Source organism: Methylobacterium sp. BE186 (genome assembly GCF_031457035.1).
GTDB lineage: Bacteria > Pseudomonadota > Alphaproteobacteria > Rhizobiales > Beijerinckiaceae > Methylobacterium > Methylobacterium segetis.
The window spans coordinates 231,603-254,921 of sequence record NZ_JAVDVV010000006.1 but is presented as its reverse complement, the minus strand read 5'-3'; the positions used below and the strand labels follow the sequence as shown (position 1 = coordinate 254,921).

23 protein-coding genes are annotated in these 23,319 nt (G+C 69.8%); 14 read left to right on the top strand and 9 right to left on the bottom strand.

Going from position 1 to position 23,319, the window contains the following annotated elements:
- The coding region (locus J2X36_RS09510) for a DNA translocase FtsK 4TM domain-containing protein (RefSeq protein WP_310348872.1) at positions 1-1,983 on the bottom strand (1,983 nt) is incomplete at its 3' end.
- Between the two features lie 186 nt (positions 1,984-2,169).
- On the opposite strand from J2X36_RS09510, the gene mtnA reads away from it, so the two are divergent.
- From mtnA to J2X36_RS09485, 5 genes are all read left to right on the top strand, one after another.
- Positions 2,170-3,267 carry an S-methyl-5-thioribose-1-phosphate isomerase gene (gene mtnA / locus J2X36_RS09505; protein WP_310348871.1) on the top strand — a complete coding sequence of 366 codons (1,098 nt, stop codon included), beginning with the start codon at positions 2,170-2,172 and terminating at the stop codon, positions 3,265-3,267.
- 72 nt (positions 3,268-3,339) lie between these two features.
- The gene (locus tag J2X36_RS09500) at positions 3,340-3,945 is read left to right on the top strand and encodes a hypothetical protein (RefSeq protein ID WP_310348867.1); all 606 of its coding nucleotides are present in this window, start codon (positions 3,340-3,342) and stop codon (positions 3,943-3,945) included.
- Entirely contained in the window at positions 3,945-4,178 is a 234-nt protein-coding gene (locus J2X36_RS09495; RefSeq protein ID WP_132256755.1) for a helix-turn-helix transcriptional regulator, read from the top strand. Before J2X36_RS09500 ends, J2X36_RS09495 begins: the two co-directional genes overlap by 1 nt.
- Before the next feature lie 727 nt (positions 4,179-4,905).
- The gene (locus tag J2X36_RS09490; RefSeq protein WP_310348863.1) at positions 4,906-5,526 is read left to right on the top strand and encodes a hypothetical protein; all 621 of its coding nucleotides are present in this window, start codon (positions 4,906-4,908) and stop codon (positions 5,524-5,526) included.
- A 105-nt stretch (positions 5,527-5,631) separates the two neighbouring features.
- A complete protein-coding gene (locus J2X36_RS09485; RefSeq protein ID WP_310348861.1) occupies positions 5,632-6,504 on the top strand; it encodes a carotenoid biosynthesis protein in 873 nt (290 codons plus the stop codon).
- Here the strand turns inward: J2X36_RS09485 and J2X36_RS09480 are convergent.
- The 5 genes from J2X36_RS09480 to J2X36_RS09460 form a co-directional block, all read right to left on the bottom strand.
- The gene (locus tag J2X36_RS09480; protein ID WP_310348859.1) at positions 6,470-7,459 is read right to left on the bottom strand and encodes a MaoC family dehydratase; all 990 of its coding nucleotides are present in this window, start codon (positions 7,457-7,459) and stop codon (positions 6,470-6,472) included. The two genes, J2X36_RS09485 and J2X36_RS09480, sit on opposite strands and share 35 nt — an antisense overlap.
- Positions 7,460-7,466: 7 nt before the next feature.
- Positions 7,467-8,564, bottom strand: coding sequence for a redox-regulated ATPase YchF (ychF, locus tag J2X36_RS09475; RefSeq protein WP_310348856.1), 1,098 nt, complete (start codon positions 8,562-8,564; stop codon positions 7,467-7,469).
- A gap of 12 nt (positions 8,565-8,576) precedes the next feature.
- Entirely contained in the window at positions 8,577-9,023 is a 447-nt protein-coding gene (locus J2X36_RS09470; RefSeq protein WP_310348853.1) for a PIN domain-containing protein, read from the bottom strand.
- Between the two features lie 260 nt (positions 9,024-9,283).
- Positions 9,284-9,892, bottom strand: a complete 609-nt coding sequence (gene pth / locus J2X36_RS09465; protein WP_132255920.1) for an aminoacyl-tRNA hydrolase — start codon at positions 9,890-9,892, stop codon at positions 9,284-9,286.
- Between the two features lie 102 nt (positions 9,893-9,994).
- Positions 9,995-10,684 carry a 50S ribosomal protein L25/general stress protein Ctc gene (locus J2X36_RS09460; protein WP_132255923.1) on the bottom strand — a complete coding sequence of 230 codons (690 nt, stop codon included), beginning with the start codon at positions 10,682-10,684 and terminating at the stop codon, positions 9,995-9,997.
- A gap of 348 nt (positions 10,685-11,032) precedes the next feature.
- Between J2X36_RS09460 and J2X36_RS09455 the strand changes: the two genes are divergently transcribed.
- The 3 genes from J2X36_RS09455 (at position 11,033) to J2X36_RS09445 (ending at position 15,412) form a co-directional block, all read left to right on the top strand.
- Positions 11,033-13,027, top strand: coding sequence for a HAMP domain-containing methyl-accepting chemotaxis protein (locus J2X36_RS09455; protein ID WP_310348847.1), 1,995 nt, complete (start codon positions 11,033-11,035; stop codon positions 13,025-13,027).
- A gap of 121 nt (positions 13,028-13,148) precedes the next feature.
- The gene (locus J2X36_RS09450) at positions 13,149-14,651 is read left to right on the top strand and encodes a phosphomannomutase/phosphoglucomutase (protein ID WP_132255918.1); all 1,503 of its coding nucleotides are present in this window, start codon (positions 13,149-13,151) and stop codon (positions 14,649-14,651) included.
- 77 nt (positions 14,652-14,728) lie between these two features.
- Positions 14,729-15,412, top strand: coding sequence for a putative 2OG-Fe(II) oxygenase (locus J2X36_RS09445; RefSeq protein ID WP_310348844.1), 684 nt, complete (start codon positions 14,729-14,731; stop codon positions 15,410-15,412).
- A 37-nt stretch (positions 15,413-15,449) separates the two neighbouring features.
- Here the strand turns inward: J2X36_RS09445 and J2X36_RS09440 are convergent, their stop codons facing one another.
- From J2X36_RS09440 to J2X36_RS09430, 3 genes are all read right to left on the bottom strand, one after another.
- On the bottom strand, positions 15,450-16,109 hold the full coding sequence (locus J2X36_RS09440; RefSeq protein WP_310348840.1) for a pilus assembly protein: 660 nt from the start codon (positions 16,107-16,109) through the stop codon (positions 15,450-15,452).
- A 49-nt stretch (positions 16,110-16,158) separates the two neighbouring features.
- Positions 16,159-16,794 (bottom strand): pilus assembly protein, encoded by a 636-nt coding sequence (locus J2X36_RS09435; protein WP_310348837.1) that lies wholly within the window; start codon positions 16,792-16,794, stop codon positions 16,159-16,161.
- 123 nt (positions 16,795-16,917) lie between these two features.
- The gene (locus J2X36_RS09430) at positions 16,918-17,406 is read right to left on the bottom strand and encodes a pilus assembly protein N-terminal domain-containing protein (protein WP_132255914.1); all 489 of its coding nucleotides are present in this window, start codon (positions 17,404-17,406) and stop codon (positions 16,918-16,920) included.
- Positions 17,407-17,828: 422 nt separating this feature from the next.
- Between J2X36_RS09430 and J2X36_RS09425 the strand changes: the two genes are divergently transcribed.
- From J2X36_RS09425 to J2X36_RS09400, 6 genes are all read left to right on the top strand, one after another.
- The gene (locus J2X36_RS09425) at positions 17,829-17,996 is read left to right on the top strand and encodes a Flp family type IVb pilin (RefSeq protein WP_132255913.1); all 168 of its coding nucleotides are present in this window, start codon (positions 17,829-17,831) and stop codon (positions 17,994-17,996) included.
- Positions 17,997-18,129: 133 nt separating this feature from the next.
- A complete protein-coding gene (locus J2X36_RS09420; RefSeq protein WP_310348833.1) occupies positions 18,130-18,648 on the top strand; it encodes a prepilin peptidase in 519 nt (172 codons plus the stop codon).
- Between the two features lie 138 nt (positions 18,649-18,786).
- Complete coding sequence (gene cpaB, locus J2X36_RS09415; RefSeq protein ID WP_132255911.1) at positions 18,787-19,587, top strand: Flp pilus assembly protein CpaB; 801 nt, start codon at positions 18,787-18,789, stop codon at positions 19,585-19,587.
- Positions 19,588-19,625: 38 nt separating this feature from the next.
- Entirely contained in the window at positions 19,626-21,107 is a 1,482-nt protein-coding gene (locus J2X36_RS09410; RefSeq protein ID WP_132255910.1) for a type II and III secretion system protein family protein, read from the top strand.
- Positions 21,108-21,163: 56 nt separating this feature from the next.
- A complete protein-coding gene (locus tag J2X36_RS09405; protein ID WP_310348829.1) occupies positions 21,164-21,901 on the top strand; it encodes a CpaD family pilus assembly protein in 738 nt (245 codons plus the stop codon).
- Positions 21,902-22,017: 116 nt separating this feature from the next.
- The gene (locus J2X36_RS09400) at positions 22,018-23,274 is read left to right on the top strand and encodes an AAA family ATPase (protein ID WP_132255908.1); all 1,257 of its coding nucleotides are present in this window, start codon (positions 22,018-22,020) and stop codon (positions 23,272-23,274) included.
- Positions 23,275-23,319: the final 45 nt, after the last annotated feature.

Sequence of the window (23,319 nt, the reverse complement as noted above, 5' to 3'; positions counted from 1 at the left end):
CATCTCGTCGACCACGATCACGATGTAGGGCAGCGCCGACAGGTCCATCTCCTCCTGCTCGTACACCGCCTCGCCCGTCTCCCGGTCGAAGCCGGTCTGCACGGTCCGGGTCAGGATCTCGCCTCGGGCGCGCGCCTCCTCGAGCCGGGCATTGAACCCGTCGATGTTGCGCACGCCGATCTTGGACATCTTCTTGTAGCGCTCCTCCATCTCGCGCACGGCCCATTTGAGGGCGATGACCGCCTTCTTCGGGTCGGTGACGACAGGGGAGAGCAGGTGCGGGATGCCGTCGTAGACGGAGAGTTCCAGCATCTTGGGATCGACCATGATCAGGCGGCACTCCTCCGGCTTGAGCCGGTAGAGCAGGCTGAGGATCATTGTGTTGATGGCCACCGACTTGCCCGAGCCGGTGGTGCCGGCCACGAGCAGGTGCGGCATGCGGGCGAGGTCCGCGATGATCGGCTCGCCGCCGATGTTCTTGCCCAGACACAGCGCGAGCTTGTGCTTCGTCTCCGCGAAATCCGCGGAGGCGAGCAACTCGCGCAGGTACACGGTCTCGCGCCTGACGTTCGGCAATTCGATCCCGATCGCGTTGCGGCCGGGCACGACGGCGACGCGGGCGGAGACGGCGGACATCGAGCGCGCGATGTCGTCGGCGAGCGAGATCACGCGGCTCGACTTGGTGCCGGGGGCGGGCTCCAGCTCGTAGAGGGTGACGACGGGACCCGGCCGCACGGCCAGGATGTCGCCTCGCACCCCGAAATCGCCGAGCGTGGCTTCGAGCAGCGTCGCGTTCTGCTCCAGCGCGTCCGCCGAGACGAGGCTCGCCGCCGACGGCCCGCGCGGCTCGGCGAGAAGTTCGAGGGCGGGATGGTCGTAATCCTGCGGATCCGGCGCCGGGAGCGGCCGCCGGGCCGGGATCGGGGCCGCGTGCGGCGCCGAGACCCGCGAGCGCTGAGCCTCCTCCGGGGCGGCGGCAGCGCGCGCGACGGGTCGGTCGTCGGCCTCCTCGTCGAGGTCGTCGTGCAGCGGCTCGCTCGGCGGAGCCGGCCGCCGGGCCGGCCGCGGCTCGTCGTCGAAGACGGGTTCGCGGCGGCTCGCCGCGGGGGCTGCCGGTGCGTGGGCGGCCCAGGGCGCTTCCTCGGCCTCGAAGGCGCGGCGGGCGGCGAGGTTCGGCGAGGCGCCCGCATAGGCGAGCCCGTCCGCGCTCTCCCGCCCGGTCCGCCACGCGTCGAGGCGGGCGCCGAGCGCCGCCCGGCCCTGCATGACGGCCTGGGCCACGGCGCCGAGGGAGACGATGCCGAGGCTCGGCTCGTCCGAATCGTGGCGCCCGTCCGTCCGGCCGGGCAGCGCGCGGCGGGCGGGCTCGCGGGCGGCGAGGTAGGGCACGTCGTCCTCGTCGTCCTCCTCGAGACCCGCCCCGGCGCGGCAAGCCCCGGTGAGGCTGAGGATGGCGATGCCGGCGAAGACGAAGCCGACGAGGGCCGCGGCCGGACCGGAGATCGCGCCGACGATCGTGCGCGCGGCCGACATCAAGGCGTCGCCGGTGACGCCGCCGAGGCCGGTCGGAAGCGGCCAGCGGGCGGTCGGCGGCAGGGCGCTCGCCACCGCGCTCGCGGCGCAGAATCCGATGATCCAGAGGGCGATCCGCAGGCCGCCCTTCGGCAGGTCGCGGCTACGCATCAGGCGCAGGCCCCAGAGGGCGGGCGGCAGCGCGAAGGCGAGCGCGCCGAGGCCGAGGAGCTGCATGGCGAGGTCGGAGACCACGGCGCCCGCCGCGCCGAGGACGTTGTGCGCGCGCTGGTCGGTGGCGTGGTTGAGGCTCGGGTCGTCGATCGACCACGTCGCCAGCGCCACGGTCAGGGCGACGGCCGCCCCGAACAGCAGGAAGCCGCCGAGCTCCGTCATGCGCCGCGCCAGGAACGGCCGCAGCGTGTCGACGAAGGTGTCGTAGGGCGATGCGGAGCGGCGAAGCGAGCGCATGCGGGACCGGGCACAGAGAGGGAACGCTGCCGTGACGCTACGGCCATTCCGTTAACGGCCATTTAAGGTTGAAGAAGCCTGACCGCGTGCGGGTTCAAGGGCTTATGGCCGTTACGTTTCTGCCGCCCTTGGTGCCACGATCCGGAGCGGGTGCATTCGCGCGCGGGATATGCGAGACCGTGCCCCATGAAGATCGACGGCAAGCTCTATCGCACCATCTGGCCCGCCCGGGACGGCGTCAGCGTCGAGGTGATCGACCAGACCCGCCTGCCCTTCGCCTTCGAGGTGCGGCGCCTCGCGACCCTCGCGGAGGCGGCGGATGCGATTCGCGTCATGGTGGTGCGAGGCGCTCCCCTGATCGGCGTCACCGCGGCCTACGGGCTCGCGCTCGCCATGCGCGAGGATGCCTCGAACGAGGGGCTCGACCGGGCGGTGGCGGCGCTCGCGGCGACGCGGCCCACCGCGATCAACCTGCGCTGGGCCCTCGACCGGGTCTCGGCCCATCTCCGCCCGATCCCGGCGCCCGAGCGTTTCGCACACGCCTTCGCCGAGGCCGGGCGCATCGCCGAGGAGGACGTCGCGAGCTGCCACGCCATCGGCCGGCACGGGGCCCGGATCCTCGCCGACGCGGCCGCCGCCAGGGGGCGGCCGATCAACGTGCTGACCCATTGCAATGCGGGCTGGCTCGCCACCGTCGATTGGGGCACGGCGCTCGCGCCGATCTACGTGGCGCATGACCAGGGCGTGCCGCTCCACGTCTACGTGGACGAGACGCGCCCCCGGAACCAGGGCGCGGCGCTCACGGCCTTCGAGCTCAACGCGCACGGCGTACCCCACACCGTCATCGCCGACAACGCGGGCGGCCACCTCATGCAGCATGGCGGCATCGATGTCTGCATCGTCGGCTCGGACCGGACGACGGCCACCGGCGACGTCTGCAACAAGATCGGCACCTACCTGAAGGCGCTCGCGGCCCACGACAACCGCGTGCCCTTCTACGCGGCGCTCCCCTTCTCCACGATCGACTGGACGCTCGCCGACGGCGTCGCCGAGATCCCGATCGAGGAGCGCGACGGGCGCGAGGTGACCCACCTGACCGGCCGCCTGCCCGATGGCGGCTTCGCCACGGTCGAGGTTGTCTCGCCCGGCAGCCCCGTGGCGAACCCGGCCTTCGACGTGACCCCCTCCCGCCTCGTCACCGGCATCATCACCGAGCGCGGCGTGGCGGAGCCGAGCGCGGACGGGCTGCTCGCCCTCTACCCGGAGCGGCGGCGGGCGGCGTGATCCCCTCCCCATAATTATCGTTTGACAGATATTAATTGCGAATTATGACTGGGCGCATCGGAGGATCGCCCGATGTCGAATGTCGTTGCCCTGCCTCCCGTCCCGAAGCCGCCGGAACCGGGGTCGGGCCAGCATCCTTCATTGCGCATCCTTGCCTGCCGCGTGGGCTACCTGATCCATGGCCTGCTCGCGGCCGGCTCGGTCCTCTTCGGCGCGATCCTCGTCCTCGGCCTCGTCTTCGACGGTGCGCTTCTCTGGCTCGCGCCGGATGCAGCCTATCTCGGCCTGCGTCCGGACGGTGTGGACGGGTTGGTATCCTTCGGCTCGCTTCCCTGGCCGACCCGCCTCGCCTATGCGGCGAGCTTCATTCTGAGCAAGGGGCCGATCCTGCTCGTCCTCGCCGAGATGCGCCGCTGGCTCTCGAACCTCGCGGCCGGCCTCGCCTTTGCCCCGTCCGATGCGCGACGCCTGCGCCGCATGGCCCTGTGGCTCGCGGCTTACTCCGGCGGGCCGCTTCTCGGACACGCCCTCGTCAGGATCGCCGGCAACGGGGTTGATCTCGCGTGGTTTCAGGGTGCGCTGATCCCTGCGCTCGTCCTCGCCGCCGTGCTGGTCGTGGTGGCGGAGTTGCTGCGTGTCGGCCACGCGGTCGAGCAGGACCGGAACGGATTCGTCTGATGCCGATCATCGTCCGTCTCGATGTGATGCTGGCCCGGCGCAAGCGCCGCTCGAAGGACCTTGCTCACGCAGTCGGCATCACGGAAGCGAATTTGTCGCTTCTGAAGTCCGGCAAGGTGCAAGGCGTGCGCTTCGCCACGCTGGAGGCGATCTGCCGTGAACTCGGCTGCCAGCCGGGCGACCTCCTGGAATACGTCCCCGAAGCCGACAACGACCTGCGCCGGGCGGGCTGACCCGAGCAGCCCTGCACCGAGACGCTCGCGACCCGGCCGTCATTCCCGGCCGGGACAGGAGATCCGTGTCCGATGCCCCTCGCCTCCCCCGTTCCTCGGCGTGCTCTGCATGTCCTCTGCCTGATCGCCTGTGCCGGGGCGAGCGGATGCAACGCGCCCGCGTCGGATGCCGGCCGCGTCGAAATCGGCTGGGCCGTCAATGCGGGGCATGGCGTGACACTGCCGATGCGGCGCGCCTCCGGCCGCTGGCTCGTGGAGCTTGCCGTAACCCGGCCCGATGGAAGTGAGCGCAGCGTCCCTGTCTGGCTCAATATGGGGGCTGCCGCACCGATTCTGTCGGAGGGCCTCTATCGTGAACTCGGGATCGGCGAGGGCCGCGATTTCCGGTTTCGCATGGGACCGCTGACCGTCACGGTCGAGGGACGCACGATCGTGGACGGGGCGGGCCGCCTCGACGGCCGAGACCTTCTCGACCTGCTGTTCGCACCGCGGCAGGTCGAGGCCGTGCTGCCGGCCGGCGTCTTGCGCGCGTTCCGCGTCGTGCTCGACCCGCGCGGCCACGGTCACGCTGGCGCCGCCGGCAGGTCCGCGCCCGGAGGGCGTTCCGGTGCCGATCCATGTCGCTCCGACCTCCGGAGTCGCTGTCGTGGAGGCGCGGGTCGATGGTGCGGCCGTGCCTCTCGTCCTGGATGCCGGCTCTCCGTACACGTGGATGAGGGGCCGGACGGTGGCCGATTGGCTCAAGCGCCATCCGGATTGGTATCGCGCCGAAGGTGCGGTCGGGCGCAGCAACCTTGCCATGGCGGATCTCCCCCTCGAACGCGAGGGGACGCTCGTGCGCCTGCCCGAACTGGGCCTCGGGCCGCTTCGCCTGACCGGCATAGGGGTGCTCGGGACCGGCGCCCTCGGAGGGCGGTTCACGGAAGCCGCTCTGGGCGAAGTCTTCTGGGATGCATGGCAGGGCGGGGTCGGTCAGACCGTGGCGGGTTGGCTCGGAAACAACGTCCTCGACGACTTCCGGATCACCCTCGATTACGCCGCCGGCCTGAGTCACTGGCAGCGCCAACGCCCGACCGATCCCTACGACCTCGATGCTGCCGGCCTCTCCCTCGTCCGCCACGGCTCCGGCTATGCCGTGGGCGCCGTCGCGTCACGGCACGGCATCCCCCTCGTCGGCTCGATCGCCAGAGGGGACCGTCTGCTTCGGGTCGATGGCCGTCCGGTCGAGGGGAGGGCTCCCGATGCCGTTCTCGGCGCATTGGCGGGACGACCCGGCACGCCGTGCGTCCTCGATATCGACCGGGACGGAACGCCCATGCAAGTTCTGACGAGAGCCGACTCGTATTGAGTCTGCCGACAAAGGATCCGAAGGATCATCAAAGCTGATTCCGTTGATCAACCTTCGATTGCAATGACCATGATATCTTATTAGTGGCGGGCTGCGCCGGTCGGAATGCTCTTTCTGCTGCTGGCGTGCGTCGTGTATCAGGGCGGCAGAACCGACGCGTTCGCGCAGGTCTTGGCGGCTGTCTCGATCGCCGTCCTGGCGGGGCACGCGGTCGTCACGCTCGGCGTCGCGAGGGCTGCCGCCTTCGGCGCAATCTGCTGCGGCATCACCTTCTCCATCGAGAATCTGGGCGTGGCGACAGGATTCCCCTTCGGCCGCTACGCTTTCCGAGTCGGCGAGGGTCTGGCGCATGTCGGCGCGATCCCGGTCATTGTCGGGCCGCTGTATTTCGGAATCGGCTATCCGGCTTGGATCATCGCCTGCGTGCTGCTCGACTCGGATGTCGCTGCCCCCCGTGATCGCCCGACGCTGGTGGCCGCGCCCCTCGTCGCGGCCTTCACGATCACGCAATGGGATGTCGTGATGGATCCGGCCAGCTCAACGATCGGCAAGGCGTGGATCTGGTTCGAGGGAGGCGGCTATTTCGGCGTTCCGTTGTCGAACTTCCTCGGGTGGTTCCTCACAACGTGGCTGTTCTTCCAGAGCTTCGCGCTGTTCGCCTACGCCCGGCGCGATCGCCTGCCCGCAAAGGCCGCCGGACGGAAGCGTCTCACGGTGCCGATCCTCTTCTACGTCGCCGCCGCCCTCTGCCACCTGCCCCCGATGCTCGATCCCGACCGAGTGGTGGCGGACGGAGCGGGTCGCTCATGGTCCTCTGCCGACATCCGGGAGAGTGCGGCGATCCTCGCCCTCTTCACCATGCTCCCGACCGCGCTCCTGGCCTTGATCAAGCTCTGGGCGATCAGGCGCTCCGCGCCGGGTGACCATCACGATCCGATCCGAGTCACGGCGCCCATTGCCAGAACACCGTCCCCGTGAAGGCGAAGACCTCCGTCCCGTGCTGGTTGCGGGCGGTGCTGCGCATCGTGGCGAGGCCCCAGCCGGGCCGGCTCTCGGAGGCGCGCTTCTCGGTGAGCGTCGCGGCGTAGGAGAGCGTGTCGCCCGCGTAGACGGGGGCGAGCCAGCGCAGATCGCGGAAGCCCGGCGAGGGGCCGAGCATCGGAACCGGACCCCGCTCCGCCGTGAAGCGGGCATCGCGGGCGCGGGTCGCGATCGTGCGCTTCATCCACACCGCCGCCGTGTGCCAGCCCGAGGCGCAGAGGCCGCCGAAATGGGTCTGCCGCGCGGCCTCCGCGTCGAGGTGGAAGGCCTGCGGGTCGTGGGCGCGAGCGAAGGCCGTGATGGCATCCGCCGTGAAGACGTGGGGGCCGAGCGCGCGGGTGGCGCCGATCTCGGCGTCGCGCAGGAAGGGCAGGATTTCCGCGTCCTCAGGCTCTTCGACGGGCCGAGGCTCCGCGAGCGCGACGGCGCGCGGCGGCAGGGGCTCGGCGCCGCGCTGCGCGAAGATCACCGTGAAGCCCTGGAGCATCACGGTCTCGTCGCGCTGGTTCAGGACCTGCATGGAGAAACGCACGAAGCCCCGGTCCGGCCGCGAGCCGGAGCGCCGGCAATCCTCGACCCGCACGACGATCCGGATCGCGTCGCCCGGCAGGACGGGCTTGACCCAGCCGAGCTCGTTGATGCCGGGCGAGCCCATCGAGGTGGCGCCGCGGAAGACGTGGGCCTGCAGGAGCCGCATGCCGAGGCCGGCCGTGTGCCAGCCCGACGCGATCAGCGTGCCGACGAAGCTGCGCTTGGCTGCCGCCTCGTCCACGTGGAAGGGCTGCGCGTCGAATTCGCGGGCGAAGGCCACGATCTCCTCGCGGCTGACCGCGAGGGGCGGGCTCTCGATGACCTGGCCCGGCGCGAAGTCCTCGAAGTGGATCCCGGCCATGACCCGCTCAGTTGGCGAAGCGGAAATGCAGCACGTCGCCGTCCTGCACGACGTATTCCTTGCCCTCGAGCCGGAGCTTGCCGGCGTCCCGCGCGCCGGCCTCGCCCTTCAGCGCGGTGTAATCGGCGAAGGCGATGGTCTCGGCGCGGATGAAGCCCTTCTCGAAATCCGAGTGGATCACGCCCGCCGCCGCCGGGGCCCGGGTGCCCTTCGTGATCGTCCAGGCCCGGGCCTCCTTCGGGCCCGCCGTGAAGTAGGTGATCAGGCCGAGGAGGTCGTAGCCCGCTCGGATCACCCGGTTAAGGCCGGGCTCGGCGAGGCCGACAGCCTCCAGGAACTCCGCTTGGTCGGCCTGCGGCATCACCGCGATCTCGCTCTCGATCTTGGCCGAGACGACCACGGCGACGGCGCCTTCCGCCCTGGCGCGGGCCATCACGGCGTCGGAATGGGCATTGCCCTTGTCGGCGTCGCCCTCGTCCACGTTGCAGACGTAGAGGACGGGCTTGGCCGTCATCAGGCCGAGCTGCTGGAACAGGCGCTCCTCCTCGGCCTTGCGCTCGACGAGGCGGGCCGGCTTGCCGTCGCGGAGAAGGGGCAATGTCCGGTTGACGAGGTCGAGGAACTCCTTCGCCTCCTTGTCGGAGCCCTTGGCCTTCTTCTCCAGCGCTACGACGCGCTTCTCCAGACTGTCGAGATCGGCCAGCATCAGCTCGGTCTCGATCGTCTCGATGTCGGCCGCCGGGTCGACCTTCCCCTCGACGTGGGTGACGTCGCCGTCCTCGAAGCAGCGCACCACGTGGGCGATGGCGTCGACCTCGCGGATATTGGCGAGGAACTGGTTGCCCAGCCCCTCACCCTTCGAGGCGCCGCGCACGAGCCCCGCGATATCCACGAAGGTGAGCCGCGTCGGGATGATCTCCTTCGAGCTCGCGATCCTCGCCAGCGCGTCGAGGCGCTCGTCGGGCACCCCGACCTCGCCGACATTCGGCTCGATCGTGCAGAACGGGTAGTTTGCCGCCTGCGCGGCGGCGGTCTGCGTGAGCGCGTTGAAGAGGGTCGACTTGCCGACGTTCGGCAGGCCGACGATGCCGCATTTGAAGCCCATGATCCGAGTCCGTCAGCTGAGCGCCAGGATGGCGCGGGCGTGAGTGGTGAAGGGGTTGACGACCGTCAGCGTCTCGATGACCTGCCCATCGTTCAGATCCTCGGAGACGAAATGTTCGCAGCGCCCCTGCAGGGCCGAGGCGACGGCGACAGAGTCCCACCATGCGAGGCGGTGGCGGGTCTCGATCGCTATCGCGGCGCGATGCGTCTGCAGGTCGACAGGCGCCGTGCAGGCAGGATGAAAGACCGAGAGATAGCGGCTGACCTCCATCGGCGCCGCGAAGCGGCGCCTGTGGACGAGAACTCTGTAGCACTCATTGAGGATCTGTGGGCTTACGACGAGGCGCCCGCGCGACATCGCCTCCCGGATGAGGGCTGCGCTGCGCACCCGGCGCGCCGGATCCTGCGGGTCCATCGCATGCACGATCAGGTTCGTGTCGAAGAAGAGCCGGCCGGTCATAGAGATCATCGCGTCTTGGTCGATTGTCGGCGACGCCGGGCCAGCCAGGACCGTCGAGGAACGCGTCGAGGGCAGCGAGCTGCTCGGAAATGTCGGGCGTACGCTGGTCCATCAGCACTTGGGCGACGAAGCGCGACAGGCTCAGGCCCCGCTTTGCAGCCTCGACCCGTGCCCAGGCGAACAACTCCTCGTCCAGCGTCACGGTCACGTTCTTCATCGGGAGGCTTCCGCGACCGATATCGTGTTCTCGTGTTTTCGTGTCAATTGCGGGCGCCCGGCATCTTCACGTCGCCCCAGCCGCGTCCGTCCATGGCGAGATGGACCTTGTTCTGGAAGCTTGCATCCTCGCCCGCGGCGAGGAGGGCCGCATGGTCGGCCACCGCCCGGCAGAGATCCTCCACCCAGGGCTCCTCGGCCTTGGCGAAATCGTTGAGCACGTAGGCGTGCACGAGCGCCTTGTCGCCCGGGTGCCCGATGCCGAGGCGCACGCGGCGGTAATCGTTGCCGCACTGCGCCGTGATCGAGCGCAGGCCGTTGTGGCCCGCATTGCCGCCGCCGAGCTTCACCCGGAGCTTGGCGGGCGCGAGGTCGAGCTCGTCGTGGAGCACGATCACGTCGGAGAGCGCGATCTTGTAGAATCGCTGCGCTTCCGAGACCGAACGGCCCGACTCGTTCATGAAGGTCTGAGGCTTCAGGAGCACGGCGCGGTCGGAGCCCAGCACGACCTCCGCCACCTCGCCCTGGAACTTGCGCCGGAACGGACTCGCGCGGTGCACGCGGGCGATCTCGTCGAGGGCCAGGAAGCCGATATTGTGGCGGTTTCGCGCGTAGCGCGGTCCCGGATTGCCGAGGCCGACGATCAGGCGCATCGCTCAAGACTCCGGATGTGCTGAGGCCCAGATATGCGAACGCCCCGGCCTTCCGGCCGGGGCATCCGTGAGAGGCTGAAGAACGGGCTCGCGCCCGGTGCCTCACTCTTCGGTCTTCTTCTCGCCTTCGGCCTCTTCGGCCTCGTCCTCGGCCTTCTCGTCGGCCGCCTCGGCCGACTGCGCCTCGGCGATCGCGGCCTCCTCGGCCTCGACCTCGGCGCCGAGCACCGTCGGCGGCACGATGTTGGCCACCGTGTCGGTCGCCTCGCCGGTATAGGTGACGCCCGACGGCAGCTTCACGTCGGTAATGTGGATCACGTCACCGATATCGCGGCCGCTCAGGTCGATCTCGATCGCGTCCGGGATTTGGTCGGGGGCGACATCCAGGGCAAGCGTGTGCAGCACGATGTTGAGGGTGCCGCCCCTCTGCTTGATGCCCGGGGCCTTGTCGTCGTTGAGGAAGTGCACGGGCACCTCGACGGTGACGGTCTGGCCGGCCACGACACGCAGGAAATCGACGTGCAGCGGAACGCCGGAGACGGGGTCGAGCTGGAAGTCGCGCGGGATGACGCGGGTCTTGCGGCCGCCGGTCGCGATCTCGAACACGGTGGTCTTGAAACCGCCGGCGTAGATCAGGGTGCGGGTGCGGATGAGGTCGATGGCGATGGCCTGCGGGGCCTGGCCTCCGCCGTAGATGACGGCGGGAATCTGGCCCTGGCGACGAACGGCCCGGGCGGCCCCCTTGCCGACCCGGTCGCGTGCCACGGCCTCAAGCGGCTTAACGGCGCTCATGGCGTGATCCTTTCGATGTGAAGAGGCGGAAACGGCAAAGGCCGCCCGAAACGGACGGCCCCGAACCGATCCCACGCGCCCGTGCCTCCAAGGGTGTCCGGCGGGCGCGGCGCCTCCATACAGGCTCGGGCGCCGCGATGCAAACCCGCGGGCATCGCCCGGACCGGATGTCACGCTGGCGCTGTACAGCATCGATCGCACTCAACTTACAATTGATTATTGTAGAGTTGTGCGTAAATACCCTGTCGTTAAGAGCTTTTTAGTTATCACGCGTTAACAGATAAGTATCTCGTGAGAAAATCGAAAGAAGAAAATCTGTTCTAATCACGCAATGTGGGGTGACGGGCCATGAAGATCGGGATTCGAACGCGGCTCTACGGTGGCTTCGGCGTTCTCATCGCACTCGGTGCGGCGCTTGGCGGGATCACCTACTCTCAGACGAGCAGTCTCATCGACCAGCACAAGGAACTGGTTCGAATCGAATCGAACGCGCGCGATCTCCTGTCGATCAACCGCTCGGCCGATCGCCTGAACGGCCTCGCCCTCGAATTCCGGACCGCGCAGAAGGTCGAGAACATCGCGGCGATGAACGACGGGGCCGCCAACATGGCGACCATCGCCGGCAAGCTCGCGGCGGTGACGAAGTCCGACGAGCGGCGCGTCCTCTACGGCACGGTGGTGAGGACCGCGGGCGAGATGAAGGGCGAGATCGCCCGTCTCGGCGCCCTCGGCGACGCGATCCGCGCGAGCAAGGCGAAGCTGTTCACCGGTGGTGACGAGCTGACGAAGGCGACGAATACCCTCGTCGCCGAGATCCGCGCGAGCGGCCAAGCCGACGCGGCGAGCCGCGCGGCCGCCGCCGAGAGCGCGATCCTGCTCGTCCGCGTCTCCAACTGGCGCTACCTCGCGGTGCAGGATTCGAAGGGCCCGGCCACCTTCGCGACCAATGTCGGCAAGGCGGAGGCCGCCCTCGCGGCGCTCGCCGAGGGGCTCGGCGGCAGCCACGCCAGGGTGCTGGCCGCGACACGGGAGGCGCTCGCCGCCTACCGGGACAATTTCAAGGCGACGTCGGATGCCATGACGCAGAGCGCCAACCTGTTCCAGCAGGGTTTCGAGCCCAAACTGCAGCTCATCGCAGAGAGCGGCGCTCGGGCGCAGCGGTCCATCGAGGCATCGGTCGCCGCCATCGACGAGGAGACCGCCGCCACGACGAGCGCCTTCCAGCTCACGCTGCTCGCCCTCGTCGGCCTCGTCGTGGTGCTCGGCATCGCCTTCGCCGCCCTGATCGCGCGCGGCATCATCCGGCCGATCCGAGGCATGACCGGCGCGATGAGCCGGCTCGCGGCCGGCGATCTCCACGTCGACGTGCCCTCGCGCGACGCCATCGACGAGATGGGCGAGATGGCGAAGGCCGTCGAGGTTTTCCGCGAGAACGCCGTGATCCGAAACGAGATGGAGGCCCGGGCCGCCGCGGACCAATCGGCCCGCGAGCAGCGCCTCGCGCGGCGCGACAACCTGCTGCGGGAGTTCGAGCAGGGCGTCACCGGCTCGCTGCAGATCGTCACCTCCGCGGCGAACGAGCTCGACGCCACCGCCCATTCCATGACGGGCGTCGCGCAGGACACGAACCAGCGGGCCGTCGCCTCGAGCGCGGCCGCCGAGCAGACGTCCTCCAACGTGCAGACCGTCGCGGCCGCGACCGAGGAGATGGTGGCGTCCCTCGGCGAGATCGAGCGCAGCGTCGCCCGCTCGGCCGAGGTCGCCGGCGCCGCGCTCCGCGAGGCGGAGGCCACGAGCGGCTCCATGGACCAGCTGACGCGCGCCGCCGAGGAGATCGGCACCGCCGTCACCATGATCTCGGCGATCGCCGCTCAGACGAACCTGCTGGCGCTGAACGCCACGATCGAGGCGGCGCGGGCAGGAGAGGCGGGCCGCGGCTTCGCGGTGGTGGCGAGCGAGGTGAAGGAACTCGCGGCCCAGACCGCGCGCGCCACCGACGAGATCGCCTCGAAGATCGCTGCGATCCAGTCGGCGTCGGGCAGCGCAGCGACCGCGATCCGCCAGATCGGCCGTACGATCGTCTCGGTCAACGAGATCTCCAGCGTGATCGCCGCCACCATCGTGGAGCAGACCGCGACGACGAACGAGATCGCCCGGAACGTCGGCGAGGCCGCCCGCGGAACCCTCGACGTCTCGAACAACATCGCCCAGGTCTCGGCTTCGGCGAGCGAGACGGGCAGCGCCGCGGCTCAGGTCCTCGGCTCGGCGCAGGACCTGTCGAACCAGTCGCTGGCCCTCAAGCAGCAGGTCGACACCTTCCTCGCCCAGATCCGCGCGGCCTGACGGGGCGCGGTGTCACGGCCTCGCTGCGGGGTGCGATCCGCCTCCCGCGGCGAAGCTTTTCCTTTCCCGGCCCTTCGGCTATGCCCCTCACGATCCTTTCCATCGCCGTCGAGGGCCCGCGATGTTTCCCAAGCCGCACGCTTCGCTGACGCCCAACACCTTCGCGTTCGAGCAACTGCCCCTCGTCAGGCCGACCGGCTTCCGCGAGTACGATGCGCGCTGGCTCTTCCCCAAAGAGATCAACCTGATGGGCGTCCAGGCGCTCGGTCTCGGCATCGGCACGCTGGTGCACGAGATGGGCGTGCGCCCCGACATCGTGACGGGGCACGATTTCCGCTCCTACTCCTCCTCGATCAAGCTCGCGCTGATCGCCGGCATGATGGCGGCCGGTCTCAGGGTGAAGGATGTCGGCCTCGCCCTCTCGCCGATGGCCTATTTCGGGCAGTTCGCCCTCGATTGCCCCTGCGTGGCGATGGTCACGGCCTCGCACAACGACAACGGCTGGACCGGCGTGAAGATGGGCGCCAACCGCCCGATGACCTTCGGCCCCGAGGAGATGGGCCGCCTGAAGGAGATCGTGCTCGGCGGCACCTACCGCTACCGGGACGGCGGCAATTACGAGTTCATCGAAGGCTTCGCCGAGACGTATCTCGCCGACCTCAGGTCCCGCGCCAAGCCGATCTCGCGCAAGCTCAAGGTGGTGGCCGCCTGCGGCAACGGCACGGCGGGCGCCTTCGCCCCGAAGCTCCTGGAGAGCCTCGGCGTCGAGGTGGTCCCCCTCGACATCGATCCGGACTACACCTTCCCGCGCTACAACCCGAACCCCGAAGACCTGGAGATGCTCCACGCCATCGCCGCCAAGGTGAAGGAGACGGGCGCCGATGTCGGCCTCGGCTTCGACGGCGACGGCGACCGCTGCGGCGTGGTCGACGACGAGGGCGAGGAGATCTTCGCCGACAAGATCGGCGTCATGCTCGCCCGCGACCTCTCGAAGTTGCATCCGGGCGCGACCTTCGTCGTCGACGTGAAGTCGACCGGGCTCTACAACACCGATCCGGAACTGCAGGCCCAGGCGGTCAAGGCCGATTACTGGAAGACCGGCCATTCCTACATTAAGCGCCGCGTGAACGAGCTCGGGGCGCTCGCCGGCTTCGAGAAGTCGGGGCACTTCTTCTTCAACGAGCCGATCGGGCGCGGCTACGACGACGGGTTGCTCACCGCCATCGCCGTGCTCGAGATGCTCGACCGCAACCCCGGCAAGTCCATGGCCGAGCTCTATCGGGCCCTGCCGAAGACCTGGGGCTCGCCGACGATGTCGCCCCATTGCGACGACGAGGTGAAGTACGGCATCGTCGAGAAGGTCACCGCGCGCTTCAAGGCGATGAAGGAGGCCGGCGAGACCGTGGCGGGTGCGAAGATCACCGACCTCGTGACGGTGAACGGCGTGCGCGTCTCCACCGAGGATGGAACCTGGGGCCTCGTGCGCGCCTCCTCCAACAAGCCCGAGCTCGTCGTGGTCGTCGAGAGCCCGGTCTCCGAGGAGCGGCTGCGCGCGATGTTCAAGGCGGTCGACGGCGTGCTGCGCGAGAACCCGGAGGTCGGGGCCTACAACCAATCCCTCTGACGGGCCTGCTCGGGCACAGGCAGAGAGGCGGCCCGCGCCGGTCATCATGACGGCGATCCTCCGATTCAGGACCTCCCATGGCCGGTGAGACGGACGACCTGCGCCACCGCGCCGTCGCGCGAAAGACCCGCGCCCTTCGCAAGTACGAGGCGGGGGCGGAGCCGACGGGCAGCGACGGCGGCGATCCGCCGGTGGAGATGCTGTCGCCGTTCGGGCCGGTGATGGGACGCACCCGCGTCCCCGCGGCGCTCGTCGGCCGCCTCAACGAGTTCGCGGACCGGAGCGCGCGGCCGGGCGGCAGCGAGTTCCTCGTTCCCCCGGAGGTCGCCCGCGCCGGCGGCGAGGCGTCCCTGGTGGCCGTGATCGAGGATCGCCTCCGGCGTTACGTGCTCGCGGCGGAGGGCGTCGCGGCGAGGCGCGTCGTGATCGACCAGATCTGGATCGTGAGCCAGGTCGCCGGAACGCCGAGCCCGGTTCATTTCCACTCCGGCGACCTCTCCGGCGTGCTCTATCTCCGCTCCCCGGAGCCCCCGGCGGAGGAGGAGTTGCGGAAGACCTACATCTCCGGGCGCCAAGCCGGCCACCTGAACTTCCTCACGGGCGGGAAGCAGCGCTTCGCGCGCACGCTCCTCAGCGTGCCGCCGGAGGTCGGGGTCCTGTGGATGTTCCCGGCTTGGCTGCTGCACGGGGTCGAGCCCTTCCGGGGGCCGGGCGAGCGGCGCTCGCTGTCCTTCAACGCACGCGCCGACGTCGACGACTGATCCCGGCCGGCACATCGGAGCGCTGGCCAAGCGGCTCTCAGGTCGGTGCCTTCGTGGGGCAGGGATCGCCGCTCGGGAGCACGATCTCCTCGTCCGTCCGCTGCGGCCACGCGATGGTTTCCTGCAGGGTGCTCGACAGCTGCACGCCCGTGAACTGGAAGAGCCTCGAACCGAGCATCGGCGTGAAGGTCCCCGTCACCTCGGCGAGGATGTAGCGGTTGTAGAGGGCGGCGTTGACGCTCGTCGTCTTCTCCTTGAAGGTCTCCGGGAAGGTGCTGCCGTGGCGCGCCTCGGCCTGGATGTCCGATTTGACGCTGCGCTTGTTGCTGCCCCTGTTCCCGGCCGACGAGCAGACGACGGCCCGGTAGGTGTTGCCCGTCTTGTAGACGCCGATGGCGCTGATCCGCGCGTCGATGGCGGCGCTGTCGTAGGGGCGGGCCACCAGGTTCGCCGCCTCGAAGATCGGCGTCATGTCGGGCGGCGTGCCGCGCCCTGTCAGGTCCGCGATGGTGCGGGCATATTGGGCGAGGCCGCGCTTGGCCTGGATGCCGCGGCCGAGCTCGGCGAGCCCCAGATAGACCCCGAGCATCACCGGGAGGAGCAGCGCGAACTCGACGGCCGTGCCGCCCCGTTCCGCGCGTGCGAACGAGGCGCAGGGGGAGGCCGGCCGCGCGGCCCGGGCGCGATGGACACTCACCGTCCGGGCTCCGGGATGGGGCGTGGGGCCTGCATCGGATGAGCGCTCCTCACGAGCACGGATTCGTGTTCAGCGGCTCGACCCGGAAGGCCGCCGCCGCCTGAACGACGCGGCGGCCGTTCTCCAGAAGGGAGGCCGGTGCGTAGAGCTGCGAGAGGAACACCGGGTACTCGACGGCCGCCTGGACCACGATGATCTCGTTGCCGTGGCCGCAGGCATACTGACTGCCGAAGGACGAATTCCAGACGAGCTTGCCCTTGACCGGGTCATAGACGGTCGGGCTCGTGACGGCGCTCGCGAAGCTCGAGACGGCGAGAACGTTGAGCTTCACCGCGCTGCAGTCGAACAGGCTCGGCAGCGCCTTCCCGTTCGCTTGGCACAGCGCCGTGCGCAGGTTCTTGAGGATCGTGGTCGCGTCCGCATTCTTGTTGCCCGCGCTGCCCTGGAACTCGCCGGTGTAGATCAGGCGGCTCGCCGAGGTGAGCTGGGCGTTCAGGTTCTGGGTCACCAGCATGGTGAGCCCGATCTCGAAGATGGCGAACAGAAGCGCCAGGAACGGGGGGGCGATGAAGGCGAACTCGACCGCCGACGCGCCCTCGCGCGCCGCGCCGAAGGTGGTGGTCAGCCGCGCGAGGCGGGTGAGCGGCCGATAGCGACCGCGGGGCGGGGCGGCAGGTTGCGTCATGGCTCGATCCGGGTCGCACGGGGGCGCAACCGATCAGGTTTGAGCGAACCTACCGATCAAGGATTGCCGAAGCGTTGCGGAATTCAGTCAGTGCGTGTGGACAGCCCGGCGCGGGCGCGACGGTCAGCGCTCGCTCGCACCGGTGGCCAGCTTGCGACGGTTCTCCGCCTGCTGGCTGACGTCGCCGAAGTACTTCGCGGAATCGCCGAGCTGCACCGAGGGCTGGCAGGCCGGCGTGCAGGAATAGGATTCCCGCTCCAGCCCCCGCTGCACGGTGATCACCGCGGCCTGCGGTGCCTCGACGCGGATCTGCGACTCGGCGATCATCGCGCCGGCGGCGTCGAGGGCGATGAGGTTCGTCGTGCCGAAGCTTTTGCCCGTGAGCACGAGGACGCCGTTCTTCTGCAGGGTGATGTCGGCGATGATCGGGTTGCCGACCACCACGGTCTGCGTGCGCTCCGGGAGCCGCATCACCTTGGCATTGTCGACCACGACCGTGACGACGCCGATGTCGGTCTCGGCCCGCGCCGTCGCCGCGAGGGCGAGGAGCGACAGCGCGACGGTGCCGCGGATCGCGGTCCGTCTCGAAGGAAGGCTGGCTCGGCTGCGCATCGGACGGTGACTCGGGACGCTCGCGCTACGTCGGCGGGCGGCACCGGGGAGCCGGTGTCGGGGGAGATCGCCGTACCCGCCGAAGAGACACCGGATTGGTGAAGGAACCGCTAAGAGGCTCGCCCCACGCATCCTTCCGCCGGTATGGTGGGCACCGCGAGGTCACATCGCCGGCGAGGCGGCGAATTCAAGGTTCGCCAAACAATCCCAGGTTGCTTATCTGCCGAACACAGTAATGAGAATGTCGTTCCCGGGGGTGACGATTTCTTCACCACGATCGAAAGCCCGGACCGGGCTCGCGGTTTGTGCGTCGGATTTAACGCAATCGCAAGGCGTATCGCCGAAGCTCCGTCCTGCCGCCGATCGAGAGAAGAGATCTTCGACGGCTCACCGATCAGTCGTTGAATCTGAGGATCACTGACATGAAGAACGTCTTCAATCGCTTCGCCGCCGACGAGTCGGGCGCCACCGCGATCGAGTACGGCATGATCGCCGCCCTCATCGCCGTGGTCATCATCGGCACGCTGAAGATCATCGGCACCAAGCTCAACACCGCCTTCAACACGATCTCGACCCAGCTCGGCAACTGATCGAGCCTCCCGGAGCATCGGCCGGAATCGGCGGGACGCGACGCGCCCGCCGTTTCCGGCCGCCCGCATCTTGCGGAGCCCGCGGCCGACACGGCCTCGAGCCCTGACGCCACACGAACCCGGGTTCGACGACATGGCAACCCTCCTGGCCACGCCGGCACTCCTCGTCGTCTTTCCGTTCTTCATGGCCTATGCCGCGGCCAACGACCTCCTGACCATGCTGATCCCGAACCGGATCTCGCTCGGTCTCGTGGCGGCCTTCGCCCTCATCGCCGCGACCGGCCTCCTGAGCTGGTCGGAACTCGGCCTGCACCTCGGCGCGGGCCTCCTCGTGCTGGCGATCACCTTCACGCTCTTCGCGCTGGGCAAGATCGGCGGAGGCGACGCCAAGCTCGCGGCCGCGACCGCCCTCTGGCTCGGCTTCGACCAGCTCATCGACTACGCCCTCGTGGCGGCCCTGGCCGGTGGGGCCCTGACCCTCGCCCTCCTGTTCGCGCGCTCGCACCCCCTGCCCCGTCCGGTGGCCCGCCTGCCCTTCGCGCTGCATCTCCACGACGCGAAGACGGGCATCCCCTACGGCATCGCCCTGGCCTTCGCCGCCCTGATCGTGCTGCCCGACACCCTGCTCTGGACCCGGGCGCTCGCCGGCTGAGCCGCGGTACGCCTGTGCCGATTCCAGTCCCGGCGTTCCATCTCGCCGGTCACATCTCCTTAACCGTAATTTGACGATTTTCCCGCAAATCTGACCGGGCAGACGGCGCCTCCGCCGTCGGATTGTTCCGGCCCGACGATGAAACCAGCCCGTCTCGCCGTCCTCGCCATCGCCCTCGTCGCGGGCGGCGGGGCCGCGTTCCTGATGAGCGGGGACGAGCCGCCTCCGGCGCCCGTCGCCCAGGCCGAGCCGCCCCCGCCACCCGTGCCGGTCGCCGAGGTCCTCGTGGCGGCCGCCGAACTGCCCCTCGGCCAGACCCTGCAGCCCGCTGATCTGCGCTGGCAGAAATGGCCTCAGGACGCGGTCGCCACCGGCTACATCACCCGCAGCGCCTCGCCCAAGGGGATCGAGGAGACGGCGGGCTCGGTGCTGCGCGGCGGCTTCCTGCCCGGCGAGCCGATCCGCCAGCAGAAGCTCGCCCGGGCCGGCAGCGGATTCATGTCCTCGATCCTTCCGGCCGGCATGCGGGCGGTGGCGATCGTCACCGACACGCGCGGCGCGAACTCGGCGGGCGGCTTCATCCTGCCCAACGACCACGTCGACGTGATCCGCACCTCCCGCGACGAGGAATCCTCCCGCGCGGGCGGTGGCGAGGTCCAGCGCGCCGAGATCATCCTGCGGGACGTGCGCGTGCTCGCCGTCGGGCAGCTCATCCAAGAGAAGAACGGCGCGAACGTCGTCACGGGCGAGACCGCGACGCTCGCGCTGACCCCGGCGCAGTCCGAGGCGATCACGCTGGCGCAGAAGGTCGGCACCCTCTCCCTCGCCCTGCGCAGTCTCGCCGATTCCGGGCGCGGGCCCGAACCGGAAGAGAAACCGCAGGCCGATGCCGGGCTCACGATCGTGCGCTTCGGCGTCTCCCGGCAGCAAGGCCGGTGACCATGAACGGGCGGCTCGGCCGAACAGAGGCTTCAGCGATGATACCGACCAGAGGCTTTCGGGCGGCCCTCGTCCTGCTCGGGCTGCTCGCCGGACCCGGCGCCTGGGCGCAGGGGCGGGGCGAGCCCGCTCTCGGAGCCGCCCCCGTCCTGACGGTGGGGCCGGCCGAGGCGTCCGCCTCCCGCAAGCTCGAGCTGACGGCCGGGCGCTCGATGATCGTGGATCTGCCGCGCGACGCCAAGGAGGTGTTCGTCGCCAATCCCAAGGTCGCGAACGCCGTGGTGCGCTCGACGCGCAAGGTCTTCGTGATCGGGATGGAGAACGGAACCACCTCGATCTTCATCCTCGACGCGGCGGGCGCCCAGATCGCCGCCCTCGACGTCACGGTCGCGCGGGACCTCAACCTCAGCATCCTGCGCCAGACCCTCGTCCAGAGCATCCCGGGCGGCCGGTTCGACATCCGCTCGAACGGCGACTCGGTGCTCCTGTCGGGCACGGTCGGCTCGGCTGCCGAGGCGGCGCAGGCGATCGACATCGCCAACGCCTTCGTCGGCGTGGCCGGCACCGGCGCCGGCACGAGCCGCGGCACGGTCATCAACAACCTGACGATCCGCAACAAGGATCAGGTGATGCTGCGCGTGACCGTGGTCGAGGTCGCCCGCACGGTGCTCAAGCAGTTCGGCATCAACCTCAATGGCTCCTGGTCGAACCTCAACTTCATCAACGCGACCCCCCTCTCCCTCTCGGGCGGCCAGTTCCCGACGGGCAACCTCGCCTCGGCGACGGTCACCGGCAGCGGCGGCGCCAGCCTCACGGCGACGCTGCGCGCCTTCGAGCAGGCCGGCGTCTCCCGGGTGCTCGCCGAGCCGACGCTGACCGCGATCTCCGGCGAGGCCGCGAAGTTCACGGCCGGCGGCGAGATTCCGGTTCCGTCGAGCCAGAGCTGCACGCCGAGCACCATCGTCGGCGGACAGCCCACCTGCGTCGTCGGCATCGCGTTCAAGAAGTACGGCGTCAGCCTCAACTTCACGCCGGTGGTGCTCGCGGAGAACCGCATCTCGATCCGGGTCGGGACCGAGGTGAGCGAGATCGACCCGCAGAATTCCTACACCTTCACGAGCGGCAACTCGACCACGGCCGTGCCGGGCCTTACCGTCCGCAACTCCGAGACGACGGTCGAACTCGCCTCCGGCGCCACCATGATGACCGCCGGCCTGATCCAGCAGAGGAACAAGGCTGCGATCAGCGGCCTGCCGGGCCTCATCAACCTGCCGATCCTCGGCGCCCTGTTCCGCTCCCGCGACTACCAGCGCCAGGAGACGGAGCTGATGATCATGGTCACTCCCTACATCGCCAAGGCGATGGAGCCCCGCCAAGTGACGCGTCCCGACGACGGCTTCGTCGATGCGCAGGACGGGCAGGCGGTCCTGCTCGGACGGATCAACCGCCTCTACGGCGTCGCGGGCGCCGCGCCGCTCGGATCCACCTATCGCGGCCGCGTCGGCTTCATCACCGACTGAGCGCCCGCTCCCCGAACGCCCGCGGCCCCGGCCGACCACAGGACTCGCGCGAACCGATGACGCTGCCCGCCCTCCCCCGCCCGCCTGCCGCCCTCGCCGCGGTGGCGGCCCTCGCCGCCCTCCTCGGCGCCTGCCGTGCCGAGCGCGTCGCGACGACCGGCTCCCTCGCGCCGGTCGATTACCGGGCCCGCCACCCGATCGCCCTGGTCGACGGGACGCGCAGCCTCGACGTCTTCCCGACGGGATCCGGCCACCTCGATCCGCGCCAGGCGGCCGATATCGACGCCTTCCTCCTGGAATTCCGCCGCTACGGCCGCGGCCGCCTCGTGGTCGACATGCCGCGCGGCCTGTCGCCCGCGGCCGGCGCGGCGGCCGAGCGCACGGCGGCGGCGATCCGCCGCCTCGGGGCCGAGGGCGGCGTCGCGCCCGAGGCCTACGCGTTTGCGGGATACCCGGTGGCGGCCCCCCGCCTCGCCGCGCCGATCCGCCTCAGCTTCCAGCGCATGGAGGCGAAGGTGACGAGCCAGTGCGGGCTGTGGCCCCGCGATCTCGGCGTCTCCGACCCCGCCTTCAACCTGAGCAACGAGCCGACCTGGAACCTCGGCTGCGCGACGCAGTCGAACGTCGCCTCCCAGGTGGCCGACCCCGTCGATCTCGTTCGCGGCCGGCCCGAGGGCCGGATCGACACGGTGCGCCGCGTCAAAGGCATCACCGACCTGCGCGACAGCAAGGATCCGTCAACCACATGGCGGCAGGATGGTCAGGCCAGCGTGAAGTCGCAGGTCGGCAACTGAGATCTTCCCGCGACGCGGACGCCGCGCGGGGCGGTCACCAACCGCCGAGCGACGGCTCGATGCCGGCCTCGGCCGGAACGCCCGCACTACCAGGAACCCCGAGCCGGAACCCCGCCATGTCGGACCACCCCGAGACGCCAGAGCGCATCATCGCCCCGGTGCCGCGGATCACGCTCCAGGCCTTCTGCGAGACGGCCGAGACAGCCGCCCTCATCGAGAGCGTCGGATCCGATCGGCGCATGCAGAAGGCTCATGTGAAGGTGCAGATGGGCGGCGGCGCGGCCGCCGTCGAAGCCTATCGGCAGGCGCCGACGCCGAACGTCATCCTGATCGAGACCCAAGGGGCGAAGTCGAAGCCGCTGGAATGCCTCGACGCGCTGGCCGAGGTCTGCGACCCCGGCACCAAGGTGCTCATCGTCGGCCACGTCAACGACGTTCAGCTCTACCGCCAGTTCATCCAGCGCGGCGTCAGCGATTACCTGATGGCGCCCGTCGACCCGCTCGCGCTGATCGCCGCGGTCTCGGACCTGTTCACGGCCCCGGGCGTGAAGCCGGTCGGCCGCACGATCGCCGTCTACGGTGCCAAGGGGGGCATCGGCGCCTCGACGGTCGCCCATAATCTCGCTTGGTCGATCGCCCGCGGCCAGGACACCCCGACCGTGATCGCCGATCTCGACATCGCGCACGGCACGGCGAGCCTCAACTTCAACCAGGACCCGCCACAGGGCATCGCCGAGGCCGTGTTCGCGCCCGAGCGCCTGGACGCCGCCCTCGTCGAGCGCCTGCTCTCGAAATGCAGCGACAACCTCTCCCTGCTCTCGGCCCCGGCGAGCCTCGACCGGACGATCGACCTCGCCGAGACGGCCTTCGACGGGCTGATCGACCACCTGCGCGCGGCGGTGCCCTGCATCGTCCTCGACGTGCCCCACATCTGGTCGGCCTGGTCGCGGCGGGTTCTCGTCGCCGCCGACGAGATCCTGATCGTGGCCGGCCCCGACCTCGCCTCGCTGCGCAACGCCAAGAACCTCGCGGCGAGCCTGCAGCATGGTCGCCCGAACGACCGCGGCCCGCGCATCGTCCTCAACGGCGTGAACATGCCCAAGCGCCCCGAGATCGGGGCGGCGGAGTTCGCCAAGGCGCTGGAGATGCCGCTCTTCGCCAGCATACCCTTCGAGCCTGCCCTGTTCGGCGCGGCCGCCAACAACGGCCAGATGATCGCCGAGGTGCAGCCGGGATCGAAGACCGCCGAGACCTTCGCCAGCCTCGCCGCGACGATCCTCGGCCGGCCCGAGATCCGCCGCGGGCGCGCCACCCTGCTCGATCCCTTGCTCGAGCCGATCCGCGCCAAGCTCGCGCGGCGGAAAGCGTCCTGAGGGCCGCCGGGTGAGCCAGAGAGCCGCGAGAGACGGGGACACGCC

Coding starts and splice junctions, on each gene's coding strand:
- J2X36_RS09480 (WP_310348859.1), bottom strand. CDS start 7,459: ATGGCCGGGATCCACTTCGAGGACTTCGCGCCGGGCCAGGTCATCGAG.
- J2X36_RS09455 (WP_310348847.1), top strand. CDS start 11,033: ATGAAGATCGGGATTCGAACGCGGCTCTACGGTGGCTTCGGCGTTCTC.
- mtnA (WP_310348871.1), top strand. CDS start 2,170: ATGAAGATCGACGGCAAGCTCTATCGCACCATCTGGCCCGCCCGGGAC.
- ychF (WP_310348856.1), bottom strand. CDS start 8,564: ATGGGCTTCAAATGCGGCATCGTCGGCCTGCCGAACGTCGGCAAGTCG.
- J2X36_RS09400 (WP_132255908.1), top strand. CDS start 22,018: ATGTCGGACCACCCCGAGACGCCAGAGCGCATCATCGCCCCGGTGCCG.
- J2X36_RS09495 (WP_132256755.1), top strand. CDS start 3,945: ATGCCGATCATCGTCCGTCTCGATGTGATGCTGGCCCGGCGCAAGCGC.
- J2X36_RS09405 (WP_310348829.1), top strand. CDS start 21,164: ATGACGCTGCCCGCCCTCCCCCGCCCGCCTGCCGCCCTCGCCGCGGTG.
- J2X36_RS09450 (WP_132255918.1), top strand. CDS start 13,149: ATGTTTCCCAAGCCGCACGCTTCGCTGACGCCCAACACCTTCGCGTTC.
- J2X36_RS09485 (WP_310348861.1), top strand. CDS start 5,632: ATGCTCTTTCTGCTGCTGGCGTGCGTCGTGTATCAGGGCGGCAGAACC.
- J2X36_RS09420 (WP_310348833.1), top strand. CDS start 18,130: ATGGCAACCCTCCTGGCCACGCCGGCACTCCTCGTCGTCTTTCCGTTC.
- J2X36_RS09430 (WP_132255914.1), bottom strand. CDS start 17,406: ATGCGCAGCCGAGCCAGCCTTCCTTCGAGACGGACCGCGATCCGCGGC.
- J2X36_RS09470 (WP_310348853.1), bottom strand. CDS start 9,023: ATGACCGGCCGGCTCTTCTTCGACACGAACCTGATCGTGCATGCGATG.
- J2X36_RS09500 (WP_310348867.1), top strand. CDS start 3,340: ATGTCGAATGTCGTTGCCCTGCCTCCCGTCCCGAAGCCGCCGGAACCG.
- cpaB (WP_132255911.1), top strand. CDS start 18,787: ATGAAACCAGCCCGTCTCGCCGTCCTCGCCATCGCCCTCGTCGCGGGC.
- J2X36_RS09460 (WP_132255923.1), bottom strand. CDS start 10,684: ATGAGCGCCGTTAAGCCGCTTGAGGCCGTGGCACGCGACCGGGTCGGC.
- J2X36_RS09435 (WP_310348837.1), bottom strand. CDS start 16,794: ATGACGCAACCTGCCGCCCCGCCCCGCGGTCGCTATCGGCCGCTCACC.
- J2X36_RS09425 (WP_132255913.1), top strand. CDS start 17,829: ATGAAGAACGTCTTCAATCGCTTCGCCGCCGACGAGTCGGGCGCCACC.
- J2X36_RS09410 (WP_132255910.1), top strand. CDS start 19,626: ATGATACCGACCAGAGGCTTTCGGGCGGCCCTCGTCCTGCTCGGGCTG.
- pth (WP_132255920.1), bottom strand. CDS start 9,892: ATGCGCCTGATCGTCGGCCTCGGCAATCCGGGACCGCGCTACGCGCGA.
- J2X36_RS09445 (WP_310348844.1), top strand. CDS start 14,729: ATGGCCGGTGAGACGGACGACCTGCGCCACCGCGCCGTCGCGCGAAAG.